Source organism: Gemmatimonadota bacterium (assembly GCA_016704275.1).
GTDB lineage: Bacteria > Gemmatimonadota > Gemmatimonadetes > Gemmatimonadales > GWC2-71-9 > Palsa-1233.
Genome location: JADJAK010000003.1, coordinates 1 through 20,469, shown reverse-complemented (window position 1 = coordinate 20,469; position 20,469 = coordinate 1). Strand labels below are relative to the sequence as shown.

Sequence of the window (20,469 nt, the reverse complement as noted above, 5' to 3'; positions counted from 1 at the left end):
TCAGCGGCCCGCCGCGAAGCGACGGCCGACCTCGGTCCAGTTGACGACATGCCACCACGACGCGACGTAATCGGGACGACGGTTCTGGTAGTGGAGATAGTACGCATGCTCCCAGACATCGCAGCCGAGCAACGGGGTGCGCCCTTCCATCAGCGGCGAGTCCTGATTCGCGGTGCTCTCGACGAGCAGCGTGCCGTCGGCCGCGCGCGAGAGCCAGGCCCAGCCGGAGCCGAAGCGGGTGGTACACGCCTTGAGGAACTGCTCCTGGAAGCCGGTGAAGGAGCCGAAGGTCGACTCGATCGCCGCGGCAAGATCACCGCTGGGCGCCGTCGCGCCGCCCGGCGCCATGATCTCCCAGAACAGCGTGTGGTTGGCGTGGCCGCCACCATTGTTGCGGACGGCCGTCCGCTTCGCCTCGGGGACCTGCGCCAAGTCGGCGATCAGGCGCTCGATCGGCATCGCCAGCAGGGCGTCCTGCCCTTCGAGCGCCGCATTCAGGTTGGTGACGTACGCGGCGTGGTGCTTGTCGTGGTGAATCCGCATCGTCTGTTCGTCGATGTGCGGCTCAAGCGCAGTGTAGTCGTACGGGAGAGGGGGCAGCGAGAACGACATGGGGAAACTCCTGGGGGGATATTGGAGACACACCTCGAATATGGGCGACGGCGGGAGGGAGGGCAACGCGGTCCGCTCCCCTTCCGGCACGTGCCTGTTCGAGGCAACTTCCGCTGTGGCGACGCGCCGCTTCCATCCCGCCACACACGGTGCCGATACTCAGGCATAGTCACCCCCTCTTCCGGACCACGACCCGCATGGCTCTTTCGCTCCGTTTCGCCCTCACCACACCCGGTCGTGCCGTGGTCGCGCTGGAGGCGGATGACCTGCGGGTGGCGATGCAGGCCACGGACGACACCGACGCGCTCGGCGACCTCACCCGCGCCGCTGTCACCCTGCTCGAGGGCGCGGAACGGGCGACGGTGGTGTTGGAGGATGCCCCGGGGGTGCACGAGTGGACGTTCGAGCGTCAGGACGAACTGGTCCAGCTGCGGATCCACAGCTGGGCCGACCGCCGCTCGGGCACGGCCGAAATGACGCTGTCGCAGGAGCGGACTGTCGCCATCGTCTGTCCGCTCAGCGTGATTGCCCGCGAACTGATCCTGGTCCTCGATGTCCTCTGGGTCGGTCATGGCCCCGAAGGATGGAATCGACTCTCGCCACGGCATCCCTACCCCGCCGCGGAACGTCGCCGCCTTCGGCAACTGCTGGCCGTGGCCGCCCGGCGGATCGCCGAGCAGGCCGGCTTGCCGGAAGGATCACCCCCCGAGGAATAGCGTCGCCGCGCGCGCGGCCGTCAGCCCCTGGACCTCGATGACCTTCGCACGGGACGATGCCCCCCGCACCATCGTCACGGCGCGGACAGGCACCCCGCTCACCTCCGCCACAAACAACAGCAGCGCCTCATTCGCGCGCCCATCAACGGGCGGCGCGGCGAGGCGCACCTTGATCGCGTCGCCGTGGCGACCCGCCACGGCGGTGGTGCGCGCCCCCGGCTGCACGTGCAGCGCCAGCTGCACGCCGCCGGGCACGGCGCGAATGCTCACGGGCGCTTCGGCACCCCGACGGTCGGTGCCGTCACCGGCGGGCCACCGGCGGCGGGCGTCACGCCCGGTGCCTGCGGCGCGCCGGGCTGCGTCGTGGTCGTGTCGTTGGCATGCAGCTCCGCCCAGAGCGTCTGGGTGGCCTTCACCACCTTGCTGATCGAGGCCGTATCGATGCTCACCTCGAACTTGCTGCGCAGCACGCCGGAGAGCGCGCCCGGCAGCGGCCGATAGCGCGAACGTCCCAGCACCAGCGAATCGACGTACACCGAGGGCGCCAGGGCCGCCGGCACCCCCGCCGTGCGGATGCCAAATTCAGTCAGGAGTTCCGCGACCGCGGAATGGTACTGCGGCGCGAGCAATCCACGCGCCTTCGCCCCGACCTGGTGACTCGCACCGGCCCGCGCCAGGATCAGCTCGCGCTGCATCATCTCACGCAGGAAGGAGGTGATGGCCGAATCCGAGGCGACCGCGAGGGTGGCTCGTTCCGTGGAGGGAATCATCACGACCCAGTCGTGCGCCAGATCAGGCGTCAAGGCGCCGCCCGTCCACGTGACCAGCGGCCCGCCGCCACCCACCCGCAGCGGTTCGTGCAGCATCGCGCGGACCCGTTCGCGGGCATCCTCGGCGATGACCATCTGCGCCGCCCGGGCGAGGGAGTCGACGTAGGTGGAGTCGGCGCGTCGGCTGTAGCGCGGGGCGAGCCACCGCTTCAAGCCACGACGGGACTCCGCCAACGTCGCTCGGCGCACAATGTGAAGGCCGATCGGCGACGGGATGATCCGCGAGACGGCGCCCTCCTCCAGGCTCCACGCCACACCGCGAATCTGGGGCGGCACCTCCTCCCGCGCGACCGCCGGGAGGAAGCCGTCGGAGGCGCGCGTCGCGGAATCCTCCGAGGCCTCCCGGACCAACTTGGTGAAGTCCTCGGTCTTGGCACGCTCGAGGATCGCGCGCGCACGATTGGCGACCCCCACGACCGTCATCGAGTCGGCGCCGCGCGGGATCGCCAGGAAGAAATGCTGCAGCACGCGGACGTTGTCCGCCTTGGCCAGCGAATCGGCCTGGCCGTCGGTGGGGGCCGGTCGCGCGTTGGCCCGACCCGCCCAGAACTCGAGGATCATGCCGCGCGCCGCGTCGGGACCAATGGCGGCGTCGGTCAGCGCGGAATCGTTCAGCGACAGCCCGGTGACCTTCGACTGCTGGAGCAGCGCCGCGTCGAGCCAGGAGCCGACCAGGATCGAGGCCGTCGAGGCCACCGGTGCCACCGGCGACTTGAGGAGCCACTGCTGGAGCACCTTGCCTGTCAGCTTGGCGTCCCCGACCTGCACGACGGTGGCATCAAGGGCATCCTGCGGCACGGCATCCTTGCCGCAGGCCGCGGCGAGGACCAACGCCGCCAGGAACAGGGGCGACCGGATGGAGCGAGGAAATGCGCGCATGTGGGGTCTGGGGCTCGAGGAGGGGGCTGGCGCCCCGATCAGTTCCGGCAATGGAGGAAACTTGGCCATGGGTCCCGACGTGGCAAAGGGTGGGCCAGAACGCGGTGGAGGCGGGGGTGCCGGGACCGGAGGCACCCCCGCCCCGTCCCGACACCCCCGCCTCCACCCCACCGCCGCCCCCGGACCCTCAGGGAGCAGCGGACTAGGGCGTGGGCCGCGCCGCCGGAGCCGGCTCAGGCTTCCGCGGCAACTTCTCGTCCCGCTGCGCCGCCTGCCACGCGAACGCCGCGAGGACCGCCGCATTCCACTTCATGTCCTCGGGCTGGATCTTCTCGTAGACGTCCATGTTGGTGTGGTGCGTCCGGGTGCCGTAGTCGAGGCCATCCTGGATGAACTGGAACCCCGGGAGTCCGACGCCATCGAACGACAGGTGGTCCGTGCCGCCAGTGGTCGAGATCGTCACCGTCTTCATCCCGCCGGCATTGAACGGCGCCATCCACGCCTGAAAAATCGGCGCGACAGCGGTGTTGAGCTGCTGGTAGACGCCGCGGATCTTGCCGCCGCCGTTGTCGACGTTGAAGTAGGCCGCGAACTTGGCCTGCTCGGGCGTGACCTGGAGACCCGTCGAGTCACGCTTGCCGTAGTGCTTGGCGACGTAGGCACGCGACCCCATCAGCCCCTCTTCCTCGGCCGTCCACAGTCCGATCCGGATGGTGCGGCGCGGCTTCAGGTCGAGCGCCTTCAGGATCCGCATCGCCTCCATCATCGTCGCCGACCCGGCGCCGTTGTCGGTGGCGCCGGTGCCGGCATGCCACGAATCGAAGTGGCCGCCGATCATCACGACCTCGTCCTTGAGCGCCGGATCGGTGCCGGGGATCTCGGCGATCACGTTGAACGACGTCGAGTCCGCCGGGATGAAGCGGTTCTGCATCTCGAGTTCGAGCTGGACCGGCACGTTCTTGTCGGCCATGCGCCAGATCCGCCCGTACGACTCGTAGCTGACGTGCACCATCGGCACCTGCGGCGCCTTCATGTCGCGCTTGGCACCGTTGTCGGTGAAGATCGTGCCATCGCTGCCGCGCGCGAGCATCAGCACCGCGGCCACGCCCTGCTGCTCCATGAAGCGAAGCGCGAACGTGTCGGTCGTCAGGTTGAAGCGTCGCAGGCCGCCGGCGCCGAAGCCACCCCGTCCGCCGCCCGGTGCACCGCCACGCCCGCCGCCCGGTGCAGGGGGCGCGATCGCGGCCATCTGCGCCAGCTGCTCGTCGGTGAGCCGCACGGCGTCAGCGGTGAACTTCTGCGACGGCAGCCCGTTCGGCGCCGTCAGCATCATGAACTTCCCCTTGATCTTGCCGGCGTACTTCGCCTTGAACGACTCGAGGGTCATCGCCGTGTCGGTCGGCACGATCACGACCCCGCCCGCCACCTTTCCCTTGGTGCCCGCCGACCAGGCCCGCGGTGCGGAGAGCACCTGGAAGAAGTTCGGCGCCGTGGCGACGAAGGTGAAGCGCTGGTTTTCCCAACCCAGGCCCGCCGGCGTGCTCCACGGCTCGAGGGCGACGTTGCTGAGGCCCCAGCTCTTCATCGTGGTGGCGGCCCAGTTGCCGGCCTTGGTGAGATTCGGTGACCAGGCGAGCCGCGGCCCGTAGACGTCGGTCAGCCAGCTCATGATGTCCATGACCTGCGAACGATCCATCGCCTCGGACTTGATCTTCTCGATCGTGGCGACGTCCACCTTCTCCTGCGCAAGGAGGGGAGCAGTCGGTGCAACAAGGGCAAGCGCCACGGCGGCGCGGAGCGCCGGGACAAAGCGCGGCACGAAAGCGTGCGACATCAGTGGGAACTCCGGATTGGGGACAGGCGGCAGGGAACCGACGAACTATGCCGTCCGGAACAGCGGAAGTCACCCCCGGCCGAACGGACGTATCAAAGCGATACGCACCCTGCGCGGGAGACGTTGATGCTATGCCGGCAGACGGTCGCCCTGGGCAGCAGCAACGTCATCATCTTGCCGTAACGACAGCGGGCTCGCCGGGGTCGGACAGTCGTCCGGTCCCGGCACGTCGCCCGGCTAGCGTTCGCCGGGTAGCGTGATCCGTGGTGGCACGCCGGTCGCTGGCCGAGTAAAGACCGCCCCAGCGGAGGTCCACCCCGGCACGAAGCCGCCGTGACTCAGGAAGAAGCGCCCCTCCTCGACCCCCATGAAGCGGTCGCCGCGATTTTCCTTGCCGGTCGCGTCGTGCGAGAAAGTGGCTGTCGTAAGCTCCCGCCATCGTCCGTCGGCCAGCCGAATCCATTGCGGTCCGAACAGCGCCTTCCGGCGCAGGTGGCCGGTGCTCCCCCCAAAGTTCTCGCTGAACGCGTACAGGCGCCGCAGTCCTTGGCCGTCCTTGGCGGCGCGAAACGATGCGATCAGCACCCATGCCTGCTTGTCGGGATGAAACCAGTATCCGCTGTAGATCGTCGCACTCCCTTCCGGCCGGGCCGCCACGAAGAAGCGCTGCCGCGACCCCGTCTTCCACGGATACACAAGGTGTGAGTGCCCGCCGGTGCCTTCGTTGCCGAAGACCTCTGCGACGACGCCCTCGCCCTTGGCCACCAGCTGGGTGTAGTTCTCCGCAGCCACCGTGCTGCGGTCCCTGGCATTCGTGCCACCGGCCGCGTCCCAGACGGAGAAGATGATGCGCCGTTCCGTCGCCGAGTTCACCTGCATGCCGAAGTAGCCGCGCGCGAAACCGGTCGCCATGTAGTACGTCGTCACGGGATCGTCGACCGCCGTCACTTCATCATAGAAACCGGTGACAACCGATGTCGTGTCGACCGGAAAGCGAAGATGCACACTGGCTGCGTTGCGGCGGGCATCAAGATTGAAGTGAGCCTGCGGCAGCGACGCTCCCTCGACGAGCAGCGCACGCACCTCGGCGGCGTCCGCGCGCCGGCCCTCGGCGGTCAGCAGGAAGCGATGGTACCCAGTCGTAGGAAGCGTCACCCGCCCGAGAGCGACCCGAGCTTCCTCCCCCGTGCCGACCACCACGGCCTCGAGCCGGGAGGACGCCACACTGAGGTAGAGGCGCAGGGTATCCCCCGGCTCCGCTCGGATCGCGACTGCGACTTCGAGTTCACCGGCTCTGCCAAAGTCGCCGAACCACGCGATGCCTGCCCCCGCCGCCACGAAGGGCCGGATTGGCCGATCTGGCGAGACGGGCACGGCGTCCGGCATCGGCACCAGATAGCCCGTGGCTGCCGGGATCCGCAGCTCCTCGGGCGCAGCCGTCGGGGCGATCGGGAGGAGGAGGGCCACGGCAAGCAACGGCTTCATCATGGGAGATGCCTTCGCGACTGGTAGGGCCGCCGGAGATTCAGAGGGGGCGGTCGGTACCCGACTCGGTGCCCGAACGCTCGGCAATATAGAATCTCCATTTGGACAATGACCCGACGGGAGGACAATTTTGGGCCATGCACTCCCCGGCCCACAAGACCGCCCCCCGCTCCCTCGCTCGCCATGCCGCCCGGCCGGTCGGCCCCGCATGACGAGCCAGCCCCAGCGCAAGGGTGAGCTGTCAGTCACCACGACTGGTCCGGGCCTCTCGGTCCACTGCCAGGAACTCAGCTGCTCCTATCGCAGCGAACGCGGCTCGGTCCCCGCCCTCGATCGAATCTCGCTCTCGCTCCGCCCGCAGGAATTCGTGTCGCTGGTGGGTCCGAGTGGCTGCGGCAAGTCGACGTTGATCCGGGCCATCGCCGGGCTGATGACGCCGACCTCTGGCCGCATCCTCTATGGTGACGTCCCCGGCGGGGCGGGCAGCCCGCGCGGCGGCCTGGTCGTGCAGGAGAACGGCACCTTTCCCTGGATGAGTGTCGTCGACAACGTCGCCTTCGGACTGGAGATGCAAGGCGTCGGTCGCGCCGAGCGCCGCGAGCGGGCGCAGCGCTACCTGGAACGGGTGGGCCTCGCACGGTACGCGCACCATTTCCCGCACGAGCTCTCGGTCGGCATGCGGCAACGTGTCGGCATCGGCCGTGCCTTCGTGGCGGAATCGCCGATCCTGCTGATGGACGAACCATTCGGCGCACTCGACGCGCAGACGCGCTGGGTGCTCCAGACGGAGTTGTTGCGCGTCTGGTCGGAGAGCAAGCGGTTGGTCCTTTTCGTGACGCATGACATTCACGAGGCCGTGCTGCTCGCCGATCGTGTCGTGGTCATGAGCGGCCACCCCGGGCGGATCCGCGAGGAGATCCCGGTCACCGTGGGGCGGCCGCGCGACCCCCGCGACGTCTCGCGCAAGGCGCAGGAATTGATCTCGCACATCTGGCACCTGCTCGGTGAGGAAGTCGGCAGCGGGCTCACCGAGCGATGAGAGCGGCCACGCGCGCCCCCGATCGGCTGGCCTGGATTTCCCCGGCCGTGGTCGTGGCACTCCTCGGCACGTGGGAAGCCGGCGTCCGGTGGGGCGGCGTCTCCCCGCTGCTCACCCCGGCCCCGACCACGATTCTGCGCGAACTGCTGGCGCTGCTGGCGAACGGGGTCATGCTCACCAATCTGAGCGCGACGCTGCTCCGGCTGACTATCGGCCTGCTCCTCGGCGCTGGTGTCGGCGTGGCGCTCGGCCTCGCGATGGGGTGGTGGCCGACACTTCGCCGAGCGATCGATCCGATCGTGGCGGGGATTCACCCGATTCCGAAGATCGCCCTCTTCCCGATCCTGATCGTCCTCCTTGGCATCGGCGAAGAGTCGAAGATCGCGGCAATCGCCATCGGCGCATTCTTCCCGAGCCTCATCAACACGATGGCCGGTGTGCAGGCGATCAGTCCGGTACAGCTCGACCTGGCGCGCAACTACGGCGCCGGAACTCGGGCAATGTTCTTTCGCATCCTCCTCCCGGGCAGCCTGCCACTGGTCCTCACCGGCCTGCGCATCTCGGCCAACGTGGCATTTCTCTCTGCCATCGGCGTGGAGATGATTTCCGCGCACACCGGGCTCGGCTCATTGCTGTGGCTCTCCTGGCAAGTCTTCCGGATCGAACAGCTCTATGCCACGCTGATCGTGGTGGCGCTGGTTGGCATGGCGCTCACGCTGGCCATCCGGACCCTGACGCATCGCTGGGCGCCGTGGCTGACTGACTCGGGCGTCGGCATCTGAGCGCCGCCCGTGCCACGCCAGGGGACAACATCGCCTCGGAGGTGACCGCCTTCGGGCGCTTCCTGCTCGGACTGCCGCGTTTCCTCCGTGAGCGGATGTCACCGGCGCAGGCAGAAGCGATCCTCGTCGACCGACTCGCGCATCGCGCTGCGAACTTCCTCACCCTCGTTCGGCGTGGCGTGGTCGAGCATCCCCAGAGTCCCTACCGCGCCCTGCTGGCCGAGGCGCGCTGCGAGTATGGCGACCTGGAGCGGATGATCGCCGACCACGGGCTCGAACCCACACTTCGTCAGCTGCACGACGCCGGTGTGCACCTCACCTTCGAGGAATTCAAGGGACGGACACCCATCGTGCGGAACGGGCGCGAGATCCCCTGCACGGCGGATGACTTCTCGAACCCGACGCACCGACGCTATTTCGCCGTGGGCTCCGGCGGCACCACGGGCCCGTCACGCCGGGCGCGGATGGACCTGATGGCGATGCGCGCGCGCATGCCGCACCGGGTGACCTTTCGCGCCGTCCACGGCATCCTCGACGCGCCGGTCGCCCGCTGGCAGAACATTCCGCCGGGCAACGGACTGACGCATGCGCTGATGGCGATTCCGGCGGGCGAGCGCCTCGAGCGGTGGTTCACCTCCTCCGTCGGCGGCCGCGATGGTACGTCATCACGGTTCCTCTACGCCACCGAGGTCGCCGTGGCGTGGGCGCGACTCACCGGCGCCCCGGTGCGCCGGCCGGTCTTCCTCCCATTCGACAAAGCCGAGCGCCTGGCGCGCTGGGCGCACGAGACGGCGCGCGCCGGGGGCACGGCGGTGGTCCGCGCGCCGGTGAGCCGATTGGTCCGGGTCGCGGCGGCCGCCATCGACGCCGGCCTGTCGCTCGAGGGCGCGATCATGGCAGGCGGGGGCGAGCCGCCAACCCCTGCCAAGGTCGCCATGGTGCGGCGGAGTGGCGCGCGGTTCATCGCCAACTACTCCTTCTCGGAAGTGGGGTCAGTCGGATCGGCGTGTCTGCATTCCGACGACCCCAATGACCAGCATTTCCTCCAGGATCATCTGGCCGTGATTCAGTCCTCGCGCACGGTCCCAGGGTTCGCCGTCGAAGTCGCCGCCTTCTGCTACACCACCCTCCTCCCGACGGCCGGCAAGGTGTTGATCAACGTGGAGTCGGACGACTACGGCGTGATCGAACAGCGCGCCTGCGGCTGCCCGTGGGAGCGGCTGGGGTATCCGACGCACCTCCGGGGGATCCGCAGCTTCAAGAAGCTCACCGGCGAGGGGATCACGCTGGTCGGGAGCGATGTCGAGCGGGTGATCGACGAGGTCCTGCCAGCTCGCTTTGGTGGCTCGCCCCTCGACTATCAGCTCGAGGAGCTGGAGGACGAGCGCGGATTCACGCAGGTGGTCCTGCGGATCGCGCCACACCTTCCCGATGTCGACGAGGCCACCGCGGTGCAACTCGTGCTCGACGCGCTGCGCCGGATCGATGCCGGCGGCGCCTCGGCGTCCAACGCCTGGACGCAGGCTGGTACGTTGCGGGTGCGGCGCGAGGCCCCGTATGTGACGGCTCGCGGCAAGGTGATGCCGCTCCACTCCAGTCGCGCGGGCAGTGTCCCACCGGCACCCCCCTCTGGAGTCGTGGCATGATCCGCATTCGTCGTGGCCTTGCGCTCTCCGGGCTCGCCGCCATCCTCAGTGGTTGCGGCGGTGACACCCGGACGGCCGCCACGCCGCACCTCGACACCGTGCGGGTCGCCAATGCCACGGGACTCAGCCAGGCCGCCATGTCGCTCGCCGCCGAGGCGGGCTACTTCCGCGAGGCTGGCGTGGCCATCGAGTTCGTGCCGGTGCGCCAGCACGAGGACGTGCTCGTGGCGCTGCTCACCAACAAGCTCGACGCGGCCGTGGAGCTCTTTCAGGCCGGCTACTTCGGGGCGATGGTGCGTGGCGGCGCCATGAAGTTCATCACGTCGACGGTGTCCCTGACGCCGACGGCGTGTCCCTACGTTGGCGTGGTGCTCCGCCCGGGACTTTCGCCGGCCGACGCGCCGCGCCTGATGCACAAGATTCGCGTCTCAAGCGATGGGATGTTCCGCTATTTGATGAGCCGCGACCTCGAGTCGCAGGGACTGCACCTCGCCTCCTTCGAACTGGTCCGGTTGCAGGCCGAGTTGGCCGAACAGGCGTTGACGAAGGGGACCTTCGACGCCGCGATCCTGGCCGAGCCGTTCTTGAGTCGAGCGACCCGCAGCGGGACTTTCTGGTTGCGCTCGCAGGACGCCACGCCGAACGTGGAAATCGGTGGACTGCTTGTCGGCGAACGGCTGCTCACCCGGGATCGGGATGTCGGCATTCGCTTTCTTGCCGCGTACCGCCGGGGTGTGGCCACCTTCAGCGAGGGGAAGACGTCGGCGAATCTCGCCGCACTGCAGCGTGCGACCGGGCTGGATTCCACCGCGCTCGCGAACGCCTGCTGGCCGACCTTCCGTGCCGACGGACGGATGAACCTCGACGGCGTGATGGCCTACCAGCAGTGGCTGGTCGGACAGAAGCTCGCCGCGACTCCCGCGACGCCGGCGCAGTTCTGGGACTCCACGCTGGTAGCCGCGACCGACACGATCCTGCTCCGCACTTCACCAAGGACCGCGCAATGACCCCCACGCCCCGGCCACGCCGCTTCCCCACACCGACGCTGCTGATGCCGATGGCACTGCTGCCCGGCCTCCTCGCGGCGCAAGCGACGCCGGACAGTGCGCTCAAGCGTCCGGTCACCAAGCTCGGCGAGATTGTCACCACCGCCTCGCGGGTCAGTGAATTGGTCGGCCAAAGCCCCGTCAACGTCACGGCGATCACGCGGCAGGATCTGGCGACCACCAGCGCCTCGACGGTGCCGAGCCTGTTGTGGCGCATCCCCGGCTTCACCATGCGCGATCACCAGAGTGCCTCGGCCAGCAGCCCTGGCCGGCGCGTGGCGTCGTTCCGCGGACTCTCCGGCAGTTCGGGTGGACGGACGCTGATCCTCGTTGACGGCGTGCCGCTCAACGATGGGTTCAACGGCTACATGCAATGGAATCGGATTCCCCTGGCCCTGGTTGATCGGATCGAGGTGATCCGCGGCGGCGGATCGATGATCTGGGGCAGTCGGTCGCTCGGGGGAGTCGTCAACATCCTGACGCGGATGCCGACCGTCTCGGGGCTGCAGGCGCAGGCGGAGGGGGGCACGGGCGGCAGCTACCGCGGCACGTTGACGGGCAATGTGGTGGCGTCACGGCTCCGTGGGTCGATCACGACGGATTGGGCTGGCACGGACGGCTACTTCGTCACCCGCCCCGACCTGCGCGGCACGGTGGACGTCCCCTCGGGCGACAAGACCAAGGTGGTCACCGGCCAGTTGGCGTACGACCTCTCGTCGTCGCTCCAGGCCACGGCCAGCGGAAGCTACTTCGACCTCGACGCCCGTGGCCCGACCCCTGGCGGCGGCAACGCGTCGAGTGCGTCGGAGTTCCGTGCGGGACTGCGCTGGCTCTCGGCGGCAGGTGGTGTCTGGTCGTTGCGCAGCTATCGGACGCATACCAACTACCTGAATCACAGCGGCATCGTTTCCAGCGACCGCAATACCGAGACGCCCAACCGCGATCAGACGCAGTCGGCCACGGTGACCGCCGGCTCGCTGCAATGGTCGCAGCTGGTGGGCGGCCGCCACCAGCTGGCGGCCGGACTCGACGTCTCCAACGCCGACGGGACGATTGACGAACTCGGCAACTTCGCCAACGGCGTGTGGACGCTCAATCGCGGCAACGGGGGACGACAGCAGCTGGGTGGCCTCTTCCTGCAGGACAACCTTCGGCTGACCGATCGCTGGCAGGTGCAGGTCGCGGTGCGTGGCGACCGGATGCGGAATGTTGACGGCTACCGTCTCGACACCACGCTCCCGGCGGGAACCGCGGTGATCGACACGGCCTATGCCACCGCCACGCGGAGTCGCCTCAACTACAGCGTGGGCGTGCGCTTCGAGAGCTCACCGCAGCTGACGTGGCGTGCCGGGACCTACACGGCCCTCCGCGCGCCGACGCTCTTCGAACTCTACCAGACGAACTATTCGACCCGCGGTGCGGTGATTGCGGCGAATCCGTCACTCCGTCCGGAGACGTTGCGCGGCGTGGAACTTGGGGTCGACTTCCTCCCCTCGCGGTCCACGGTGCTGCGCCTTAACACCTTCCTGAACAAGGTCGAGGATGCAATCCTCGATTACACCATCGGCACCTCGACGGCCAATGGGCAGGTCTTCACGGAATGTGGCCCCGTGCCCCGCAACCAGGCCTGCCGGCAGCGCCGCAACGTCGCAGGCCTCCGCACCCTCGGCCTCGAGTCGGAGCTGGAGCTTCATCCGGCGGCACACTGGAGCATCTGGGGGAGCTACACCTTCAACCCGACGCGCGTCGACGCGCCCGGCGACGAGATCGATGGCAAGCTCGCCCGTGGTGCGGCCAAGCACATGGCCAGCGCAACCATCACCTTCGACCAGCCGCGGCTGGCGACGATCACGGTCGAGCAGCGCTATGTGGGGGCGCGCCAGGACGACGACCTGAACACCACGCCACTCAAGCGCTTCTTCGTCACCGGCGTTCGCGTCTCCCGCCAGCTCGTCCCGCAGGCGACGGCCTACGTCAAGGTGGAGAACCTCTTCGACACCCGGTACGAGGTGACCCGCAGCACCAACGGCTACGTGGAAGTCGCGATGCCGCGGTGGATCACCGTGGGCCTGAAGTCGTCGTGGTAACCCCGGACGCGTGACGGGGGCATCGTGCGCATAAGGCCGTCACACCGCGGCGAAGGCCAGGGCAAGTTCGTTCCGGCCAACGCGGAGGACACGCGCCACCAGCGCGCGTCCCTGCAGACCGCGTGGCGGGAATCACGCGACTTGTTGCGGCAGCATCGCGCCCGGCTCGGCGCCGGCGTGCTCCTCATGCTGGTCAGTCGGGGCGCCGGGCTGGTCCTGCCGGCGTCGTCGAAATACCTGATCGACCATGTGATCGTCGCCGGTCAGTACGACCTGCTCCTACCGCTTGCTGGCGTCGTGGCGCTGGCCACGCTGATTCAGGCGAGCACCGGCTTCGCGTTGTCGCAGGTGCTCGGCATCGCCGCCCAACGTGCCGTCGCCAACATGCGCCGACGGGTCGAAGCGCACGTGTTGCGACTGCCGGTCCGGCAGTTCGATGCGACGCAAGTCGGCGTGCTGGTGTCTCGCATCATGTCGGACGCCGATGGACTCCGCAATCTGGTCGGCACCGGCTTCATCGAGCTCCTCGGTGGCCTCTTCACCGCCACCGCCGCCCTGGCGGTGCTGCTCCACATCAGCTGGCAAATCACCGCCGTGGTCATGGTGGTGCTGGCGATCTTCGGCGCCACGCTTGCCGTCGCCTTCTCCAGACTGCGGCCGGTCTTCCGCGAACGCAATCGGCAGAGCGCCGAAGTCACCGGACGGCTGGCCGAGACCCTCGGTGGGATCCGCATCGTCAAGTCCTACGTCGCCGAGCGGCGTGAGGATCTCGTCTTCACGCGCGGCATCCACCGGATCCTTCGGAGCAGCGCCATCTCGATCACGGGGTGGTCGCTGATCAGTGCGCTGACCACGGTGGTGATCGGTGCCATTGCGGTGATCATGATCCTGCTGGGCGGCAATGCGCTGCGGGCCGGCACGCTCACGTTGGGCGACCTCGGCATGTACGTCCTCTTTGCAGGACTGGTCGCGGCCCCGCTGATCCAGATCGCGCAGGTGGGGACCCAGGTGGCGGAGGCATTTGCGGGCCTCGATCGGATCCGCGAACTGCTCGACCTCCCCACCGAGGATCAGGAGGACGCCGGCCGCGTCGCCGTGCCACCGCTCCGCGGCGAGGTGCAATTCGAGCAGGTCAGCTTCGAGTATGTGCCGGGTGTCCCCGTGCTGCGTCAGGTCTCCTTCACCGCGCCCGCCGGCACGACGACCGCCCTCGTCGGGGCATCCGGCTCCGGCAAGAGCACGCTCCTCTCGTTGCTGACGGCCTTCAATCGCCCCACCAGCGGCACCATCCGCATCGACGGGCTGGACCTCGCCACGCTGCACCTCCGCGATTTCCGCGGCCGTCTCGGCATGGTGCTGCAGGACAACTTCCTCTTCGACGGCACCATCCTCGAGAACATCCGCTTCTCGCGCCCCGAGGCGTCGCTGGAGCAGGTCCGCGCGGTCGGTCGCATTGCGCACTGCGACGAATTCATCGCGCAGTTCCCCGGGGGGTACGACACGATCGTCGGCGAACGCGGCGTGAAGCTCTCCGGTGGCCAGCGCCAGCGCGTGGCAATCGCCCGGGCGATCCTGGCCGACCCCGCGATCCTGCTGCTCGACGAGGCGACCTCCAGCCTGGATAGCGAGAGCGAGGCGATGGTGCAGGAAGGGCTGGAGGCGTTGCGCCGCGGACGCACCTCCTTCGTGATCGCGCACCGACTCTCCACCATCACCAGTGCCGATCGGATTCTGGTGCTGGAGGCGGGTGCGATCGTTGAGTCGGGCACGCACGAACAACTGCTGGCGCTGGGCGGCCGATATCACGCGCTCTATCAGCGGCAGTACCGGCGCGAACAGAATCGCTTCACCAATCCCGGCGAGGAGCTCACGCCTCCGAGCTGATCGGCGATGTCCCGGCCGGCACGCCACGCTCGCGTGCTGCCCTGACCATGGCCAGGAACTGTTCGACGACCACCGTTTCGGACCAGTGGGTCGCCACGGCGGGCAAGGCGCGCAACGCGAGCCGATCCCGATACCCGCGATCCTCCACCAGGCGGCGCAGGATCAGCAGGAGCTCCTCCGGCGTGGCGAAGAGCTCTCCCGCGCCCGAGACGGCGGCCACCTCGACGGCCGGGCCGATGCGGCGCGCCACGAACGGCACCCCCGCCTGCATCGACTCGATCAGCACCCTCGCGAACGCCTCGAACCCAAGCGAGGGGACCACGGTCGCGATCGCGTCCCGGTAATAGCTCGCGACGCGCTCGTGGGCGATCCGGCCGAGGAAGTGCACATTCGGCGCGTCGCGCCCCACCTCGCGGAGGCGGTCGCCGTCGCTCCCCTCCCCCACGATCAGCAGGTCGACATCGGGGAGTGCGTGGAAGAGCGGGATGACATCGTCCAGCCCCTTGATGCGCTCGAGCCGCCCGACGAAGAGAAAGTAGGGCCGTCGGCGTGCCGGCCCGTGCGGCTCGGCGAGGGGATCGACGGGAGCCGGCTGGTCGGGGACAAAATTGGGCAGCACCGTCATGGGCCGGGTCACCCCGCCTTCGCGGTGCTTGTCGCGACTGAATTCACTCAGGGCGATGACGAGGTCCATCTTCGCCAGGCCGCGCGCCATCGCGCCGGTGTAGCGCCACAGCTGCGGCGGCCGGCGATAGACCAGGCTGCAGCGCAGGCAGCTTCGCGTGGTGCACGGCTCGCGCTTGTTGCGCAGCAGCACGTGCGTTGCGCAGACCAGCCAATGCTCCCGCGCCACGTAGACCGTCGTGGCGGTGGTGGGCCACGCGAGCATCCCCGGTCCCCCGATCAGCGAGGGATTGTGGTAGACCACCACGTCGAAGCCGCCGTGCTGCAGCAGGTGGCGGAGCTGCCGTCGATGCAACACGGGCGCGCCGACCTGCTGCACGAGCGCCGCGGAGAGGGTCGGCCAACGGCTCTGGAGGGCGATGACCTCGATGCCGGCATCGTCGGGGGTCGAACTCTGCGGGGGGAGCGGATCGGGGTGGAGCGCCGTGAAGGCCTCGGCAGCATGCACCACGGTCACGTGGTGGCCGCGGCGCACGAGCGCCTGCGACCATTCGCGAATGCTGATCGCGTCGCCACCAAAGGAGTATGGGGGGTAGAACGTGCAGACCATCAGGAAGCGCATCGTGACAATCCAATGGAGCGGAGGGGAATCGAACCCCTGACCCCCTGCTTGCAAAGCAGGTGCTCTCCCAACTGAGCTACCGCCCCGTCAGCCCGCAAAGTAGTGCGGTGGCGCCCGCGGATAAAGGCGTCGGGCGCCCTAGTGCCATTCCGGAAAGAGCTGGATCAGGGCGGCGATGAGGTCGCCGCGGAGGGCCTCGACCCCGACCGAAGGCGGCGCACCGTCGGCCCCATGCCGCCGGGTGACCAGGAAGCGGATCTTGCGCTTCACCTCGTCATAGGCGAGCGAGACCTCGACCGCCACCGCTGCGCCGTCGCGCAGGAGGAGACGGTCGCCCTCGGCCACGACCTGGGCGCCGGGAAGGAGGGCTTCGCCGAACTGGGTGAGCACCTCCCGTACCATCGGGAGCTGCGCCTGCCACCGTCCGGCGACATTCATCCCCTCTTCGAGCGCCCGACGTTCGAGCGCCCGTTTGCGTGCCGCGAGTCCGAGAAACGGGTTGTCCACGACCTCCCCAAGTGAGTGTGCCCTGCTCGTGGGGCGTACCGCGCCCACTGCCGTCACGCAGTCCATTGAGGGGCTGTCGGCCGCCGCGGACCGGCAGCAGCACGCGCTGGTGAGACCGCAGGGTCTAACCGCAGCCCTTCGCTTCAATGGTGGCAAGTTCATCCGGATTGGGGTGCGATGCCTCCTGGAGGCTTCCGCGCCACTCCTGCCCAAGGGAGACGAGCGAGTGCCCCGCCACCATTGAATCCATGGTTGCACCGTGTCTCCAAAGCTCCTTGATGGGACCCGGGCCAACACGGCGAAGGAGATAGTCGACGAAGCCCGCGGCATGCAGGTAGGCCCGGAGATCTGGCAGGGCCTGGAAATTGGTGAGCACGCTTGAGAACGGGATCCAACCACGACGTGTTGCGAGGCCGATGAGAACGTCTGCGTTGGAGTAGCTGCCGCACCGACCATCAGCCGCCTGGGCAACGCCCTCTACCAGCCAGTCCGTGTTCGGCCCAGCCTGCCCCCATGCCTGACCAGCGATCACATGCATGATCTCGTGTCGTTCGAAGGCTCGTCACGTGTGGTTGGTGACCAGGAGCACGGTGCAGGTCGACGGTTCGGCAAGTCCGGTGGCCCGTCCCCCGATCAACTGGGTCATCTGTTCTCGGGACTCGATGAAGAACAGATCGATCGGAGCCGTGGGGGGCTCAACCTGAAGAAGCGTCGCGGCGTGTCGTGCTGCAGGCACAAGCCGAGCCAACAGACTGTCCTGTTGTCGGGCCGCGTAACTGCCTTCGAGAAAGGCCACGCAGAAGCCTGGCGTGGACCGGTGCACCCAAGTGACCCCTGGACTTGCCAGAGCAGCCGCAGCCAAACCGGTGGGTGCCTGAGCCCTTCCGGCACACCCACTGGTGCACAGGAGTATCGCCACCGTGATCACGGGCACCTGGCGAGGCATGGACCTCTCCACTGAAGGGTTTCGACCGCGTACGACATCGAGCAGACGATGGTTTCGCTGCGGGCGAACCGGCGTGGGTTTCTGCGGCGGGGTCTGCCGAGGCCGGCGCGTACCTCTACAAGACTACAGCGCGTGGGCTATCGCACTCCGGAGGAATGCTATGGACGGTGAACTATCGTGTTGCACTACAAACGTGATATCTGGCCGCAGCCTGGTCAGTGGACAACTTCCAGGGCCCTCCAGAAAGCGGGATTAATTCGGAACATTGTGTCCTTGAGCTCGTTCTTGAAGGCAAGCGCTCGCAGCCTCTTCATGTCGTATTTCACGGAATACATGTAGCTGGTGTCTCCGTCATCGCGTACAACACCGACGAAGCCGTACCAAAGGAGGAGATCCAGAAGGCCGTGCCACCTATCACCGGCTTTCGACTCAATGAGTGCACGCAGTTCCGTGCCCACAAGCAACTCACGTGCTCCAATGAACTCATAGAGGATGTCCCCAGCGGCCGGATAGACATCACGCACTTCAAAATTCACATTTTCCAATAGGGCACTCGAGTATGCCTCTTCACCTTGCTCGATATCCGCAAGCTCAATGCGAGTGTGTCGGAGATTGACCGCATGACTCCGGCAGAAGCGCAACAATTCGATTAATGAACGCGGCCTCATCAGGCTCCGGTCAATTAGGTATTGAGATGATTCCTCGCCCTGGACATGGGACACCACCAGCTGGCGCCAGATGTCCTCGAATGTCGTCTTGTCATCGATACCCCCGTACACGAAACGGCGGCGTAGCACTTCACGCAGGAGATCGGGGTCCGTCCAATCCAGGGCGATACTTGCGACCTTGCCTCGATCAGGTGAATTGTCGACCAGCAACTCGAACACATCGTTCCGGATGAACACCACTCCATGGCATTCGATGTCACGTTTCTGCATGGCGTGCTCGATCTTCGCCATCGCATCAATCAAGCTCCGCAATGTCAGCACATCTTGGCCAGTTACGCCCTGCGCTGGCCACCCCTTGTCCAAGTTGTCAAAGAGCAGCCACACACCATCCTTCAGCTCAAGGTACTCGGCGACGCGATCTCGCAAGGTAGCAACATCATGACGGTGAAGGAGCTCGGTGACTTCGCCACTACTAAGGCGCAGCCCCTTTGTCTTGGTGCGGTGCGTGGCCTCAAAATCATCGGCGATGCGTTGCGTCAAAGCAAGCATCCGTTCGGAAAAATCTCCTTCCGAGATGTCTTCACCGCTGAAATATGCATCTGCCATCAAGCGATATGGCGCGTAGAGGATGCTGTTCCGCATGTGATTGTCGACATCTTTTTCGAGGAGCTTTTGGCACATCTCCAACAGGAGCAGGTACTCCCAAAACGCGGTGATGGTGTGCTCCCTCGATCCTTCCTCCAAGAAATCAAGCACACGTTCACGAAATTTCAGAAGCTGGAATCCTTCGGGCTTTAGATCGAGAACCAGCTTGCTCCGGTCCCTTCTTGTCCGGTCGCGAAGCTGTGAGAATAGCGCAGTCTTTCCGGCACCCTTCCGCCCGGTGATGATTCGCACCTCGCCTCGCAAGGCTCGCCGAAATTCATCCGTTTCCAGGTAGTAATGCCCTAAATCGAGGAGTTCGTTCTCAGCAGCGGAAGCCCCGAGATTGAGCTCCTCGAGGAAGGTTCGACTGGTGCTTGCAATAGGAAGTGACATCGCCTGAAAGCGTTCACCAATGCTCGCGGCGAAGTCCGCAACGTATTCATCGATCTGGTTTGGAAAGCGGACGCTGCGGACCAAATCCCGGTAGTCCAGAGGAACAGGGTCCTCACCCGTCTGCAGCAATAAGAGTGTGCGCTCCATTGCCATTGTAAGCCCGGCAACAAATGCCGACCTGAAATTGTGGACTTCCGCGTCGACGCGTTCACGCGGTAGCAGGGACAAAACCACACCATGTGATTTCGCAACGTTTTCAATCGCATCTAGCGCGGCAAGTCGACCTTGTTCCTCGGGATCAAAAGATCGGAACTGTAGACGTGCCTTCTTGAGTCTACCAAGGACGCGCACTTCGGCGTCAGTCTTAATGCGGGGAACCACGAGGTAGACAGGCGAGCCACTGTTGACTTGGTACGAGGAGAGAGGAATGGGAAGGGTGTCGGTGACCCCATTCAGTAGGGCAACCAACTCTGCTGTCTGCGAATACTCGGAGTAGCCAAGAGTGTCGAAGAGTCCGATTTCCCTTACAAGCGCATCAGAAGAGGTCAACGCGCGATTGCGGACCAAGACAACGCGCTTACTCCGCCCGATAGCGTAGCCTATCTCGAATACTACATTGAAATTCAGGCGTGTAATGTCGGCAACAAGGAAGTCTGTCGAGTCAAGTTGCTCGAGAATTGGCTGAGAAAGGAACCTTTCGGCGATATCATTCTCTTCCCACGCCGTAACACGCGGGGCATTTGGTGTCGTTCGCAGCGTTTCCAACGAACTCCGGATCGTTTCCCCTATGCTCTGAGGATGTGACGGGTACGCGAAGAAGGCGTTTAGCTGGTTAGTGCCTGGCATAGCGCTCTGCTCTGAGAGAGTGTGGGACTGGCCAACCCCCAAGGTCCTGGCCTGCCGTACGATTGGTGCCGCTCACACCAACGATCTTTGCATCACCCCATAGAGTTGTGCTGTCGGCCTAACGTCGTGCGTTTCTGCGGCGGGGCCTGCCGAGGCCCGCGCGTACCTCAATGAGTCTACAGCGCGTGGGCCGAGGCGTCAGGCCCCGACCGCAGCAAACGCTTGTTAGAGCGCTCGTTTCGAGTCAGCGCACGATGTCGAGCGCCACCAGATATTTGATCCCGTCTGGGTCGGTGACGAAGCCGTAAATACGTCCCCCCCGGAAGAGAAGAGGCCCGCGGGCGTTGAGTGGGAAGGAGTCCACGCGGGCGATAGCTT

15 protein-coding genes and 1 tRNA gene are annotated in these 20,469 nt (G+C 66.6%); 7 read left to right on the top strand and 9 right to left on the bottom strand.

The genetic code is table 11. From position 1 onward, the window contains the following. Complete coding sequence (locus IPG05_07615; protein ID MBK6494956.1) at positions 1-612, bottom strand: superoxide dismutase; 612 nt, start codon at positions 610-612, stop codon at positions 1-3. A gap of 197 nt (positions 613-809) precedes the next feature. Between IPG05_07615 and IPG05_07610 the strand changes: the two genes are divergently transcribed. Next, positions 810-1,328: a hypothetical protein gene (locus IPG05_07610; protein ID MBK6494955.1), complete on the top strand. Its 519-nt coding sequence runs from the start codon at positions 810-812 to the stop codon at positions 1,326-1,328. Here the strand turns inward: IPG05_07610 and IPG05_07605 are convergent. The 4 genes from IPG05_07605 to IPG05_07590 all read right to left on the bottom strand — a co-directional run bounded on the left by IPG05_07605 (position 1,311) and on the right by IPG05_07590 (position 6,347). Beyond that, the gene (locus tag IPG05_07605) at positions 1,311-1,598 is read right to left on the bottom strand and encodes a DUF167 domain-containing protein (protein ID MBK6494954.1); all 288 of its coding nucleotides are present in this window, start codon (positions 1,596-1,598) and stop codon (positions 1,311-1,313) included. The genes IPG05_07610 and IPG05_07605 overlap by 18 nt on opposite strands. After that, entirely contained in the window at positions 1,595-3,037 is a 1,443-nt protein-coding gene (locus tag IPG05_07600; GenBank protein MBK6494953.1) for a peptidylprolyl isomerase, read from the bottom strand. The genes IPG05_07605 and IPG05_07600 overlap by 4 nt, the downstream gene beginning before the upstream one ends. Positions 3,038-3,239: 202 nt before the next feature. After that, positions 3,240-4,871, bottom strand: a complete 1,632-nt coding sequence (locus tag IPG05_07595) for a M20/M25/M40 family metallo-hydrolase (GenBank protein ID MBK6494952.1) — start codon at positions 4,869-4,871, stop codon at positions 3,240-3,242. A 237-nt stretch (positions 4,872-5,108) separates the two neighbouring features. After that, entirely contained in the window at positions 5,109-6,347 is a 1,239-nt protein-coding gene (locus IPG05_07590) for a DUF3472 domain-containing protein (protein MBK6494951.1), read from the bottom strand. A gap of 217 nt (positions 6,348-6,564) precedes the next feature. On the opposite strand from IPG05_07590, the gene IPG05_07585 reads away from it, so the two are divergent. The 6 genes from IPG05_07585 to IPG05_07560 all read left to right on the top strand — a co-directional run bounded on the left by IPG05_07585 (position 6,565) and on the right by IPG05_07560 (position 14,840). Then, a complete protein-coding gene (locus tag IPG05_07585) occupies positions 6,565-7,395 on the top strand; it encodes an ABC transporter ATP-binding protein (protein ID MBK6494950.1) in 831 nt (276 codons plus the stop codon). Then, positions 7,392-8,177: an ABC transporter permease gene (locus IPG05_07580; GenBank protein MBK6494949.1), complete on the top strand. Its 786-nt coding sequence runs from the start codon at positions 7,392-7,394 to the stop codon at positions 8,175-8,177. Before IPG05_07585 ends, IPG05_07580 begins: the two co-directional genes overlap by 4 nt. A gap of 41 nt (positions 8,178-8,218) precedes the next feature. Continuing rightward, positions 8,219-9,823, top strand: a complete 1,605-nt coding sequence (locus IPG05_07575; protein MBK6494948.1) for a hypothetical protein — start codon at positions 8,219-8,221, stop codon at positions 9,821-9,823. Next, on the top strand, positions 9,820-10,830 hold the full coding sequence (locus IPG05_07570; protein MBK6494947.1) for an ABC transporter substrate-binding protein: 1,011 nt from the start codon (positions 9,820-9,822) through the stop codon (positions 10,828-10,830). The genes IPG05_07575 and IPG05_07570 overlap by 4 nt, the downstream gene beginning before the upstream one ends. Continuing rightward, positions 10,827-12,956 carry a TonB-dependent receptor gene (locus IPG05_07565; GenBank protein ID MBK6494946.1) on the top strand — a complete coding sequence of 710 codons (2,130 nt, stop codon included), beginning with the start codon at positions 10,827-10,829 and terminating at the stop codon, positions 12,954-12,956. Before IPG05_07570 ends, IPG05_07565 begins: the two co-directional genes overlap by 4 nt. Before the next feature lie 186 nt (positions 12,957-13,142). Beyond that, positions 13,143-14,840, top strand: coding sequence for an ABC transporter ATP-binding protein (locus IPG05_07560; protein ID MBK6494945.1), 1,698 nt, complete (start codon positions 13,143-13,145; stop codon positions 14,838-14,840). Here IPG05_07560 and IPG05_07555 read toward each other — a convergent pair. The 4 genes from IPG05_07555 to IPG05_07540 all read right to left on the bottom strand — a co-directional run bounded on the left by IPG05_07555 (position 14,824) and on the right by IPG05_07540 (position 20,010). Next, positions 14,824-16,086, bottom strand: a complete 1,263-nt coding sequence (locus IPG05_07555; GenBank protein ID MBK6494944.1) for a glycosyltransferase family 4 protein — start codon at positions 16,084-16,086, stop codon at positions 14,824-14,826. The genes IPG05_07560 and IPG05_07555 overlap by 17 nt on opposite strands. 13 nt (positions 16,087-16,099) lie before the next feature. Then, positions 16,100-16,172, bottom strand: a tRNA-Ala gene (locus IPG05_07550). A gap of 52 nt (positions 16,173-16,224) precedes the next feature. Next, complete coding sequence (locus IPG05_07545) at positions 16,225-16,593, bottom strand: hypothetical protein (GenBank protein MBK6494943.1); 369 nt, start codon at positions 16,591-16,593, stop codon at positions 16,225-16,227. Positions 16,594-17,754: 1,161 nt separating this feature from the next. Beyond that, the gene (locus IPG05_07540; GenBank protein ID MBK6494942.1) at positions 17,755-20,010 is read right to left on the bottom strand and encodes a hypothetical protein; all 2,256 of its coding nucleotides are present in this window, start codon (positions 20,008-20,010) and stop codon (positions 17,755-17,757) included. Between the last annotated feature and the right edge of the window lie 459 nt (positions 20,011-20,469).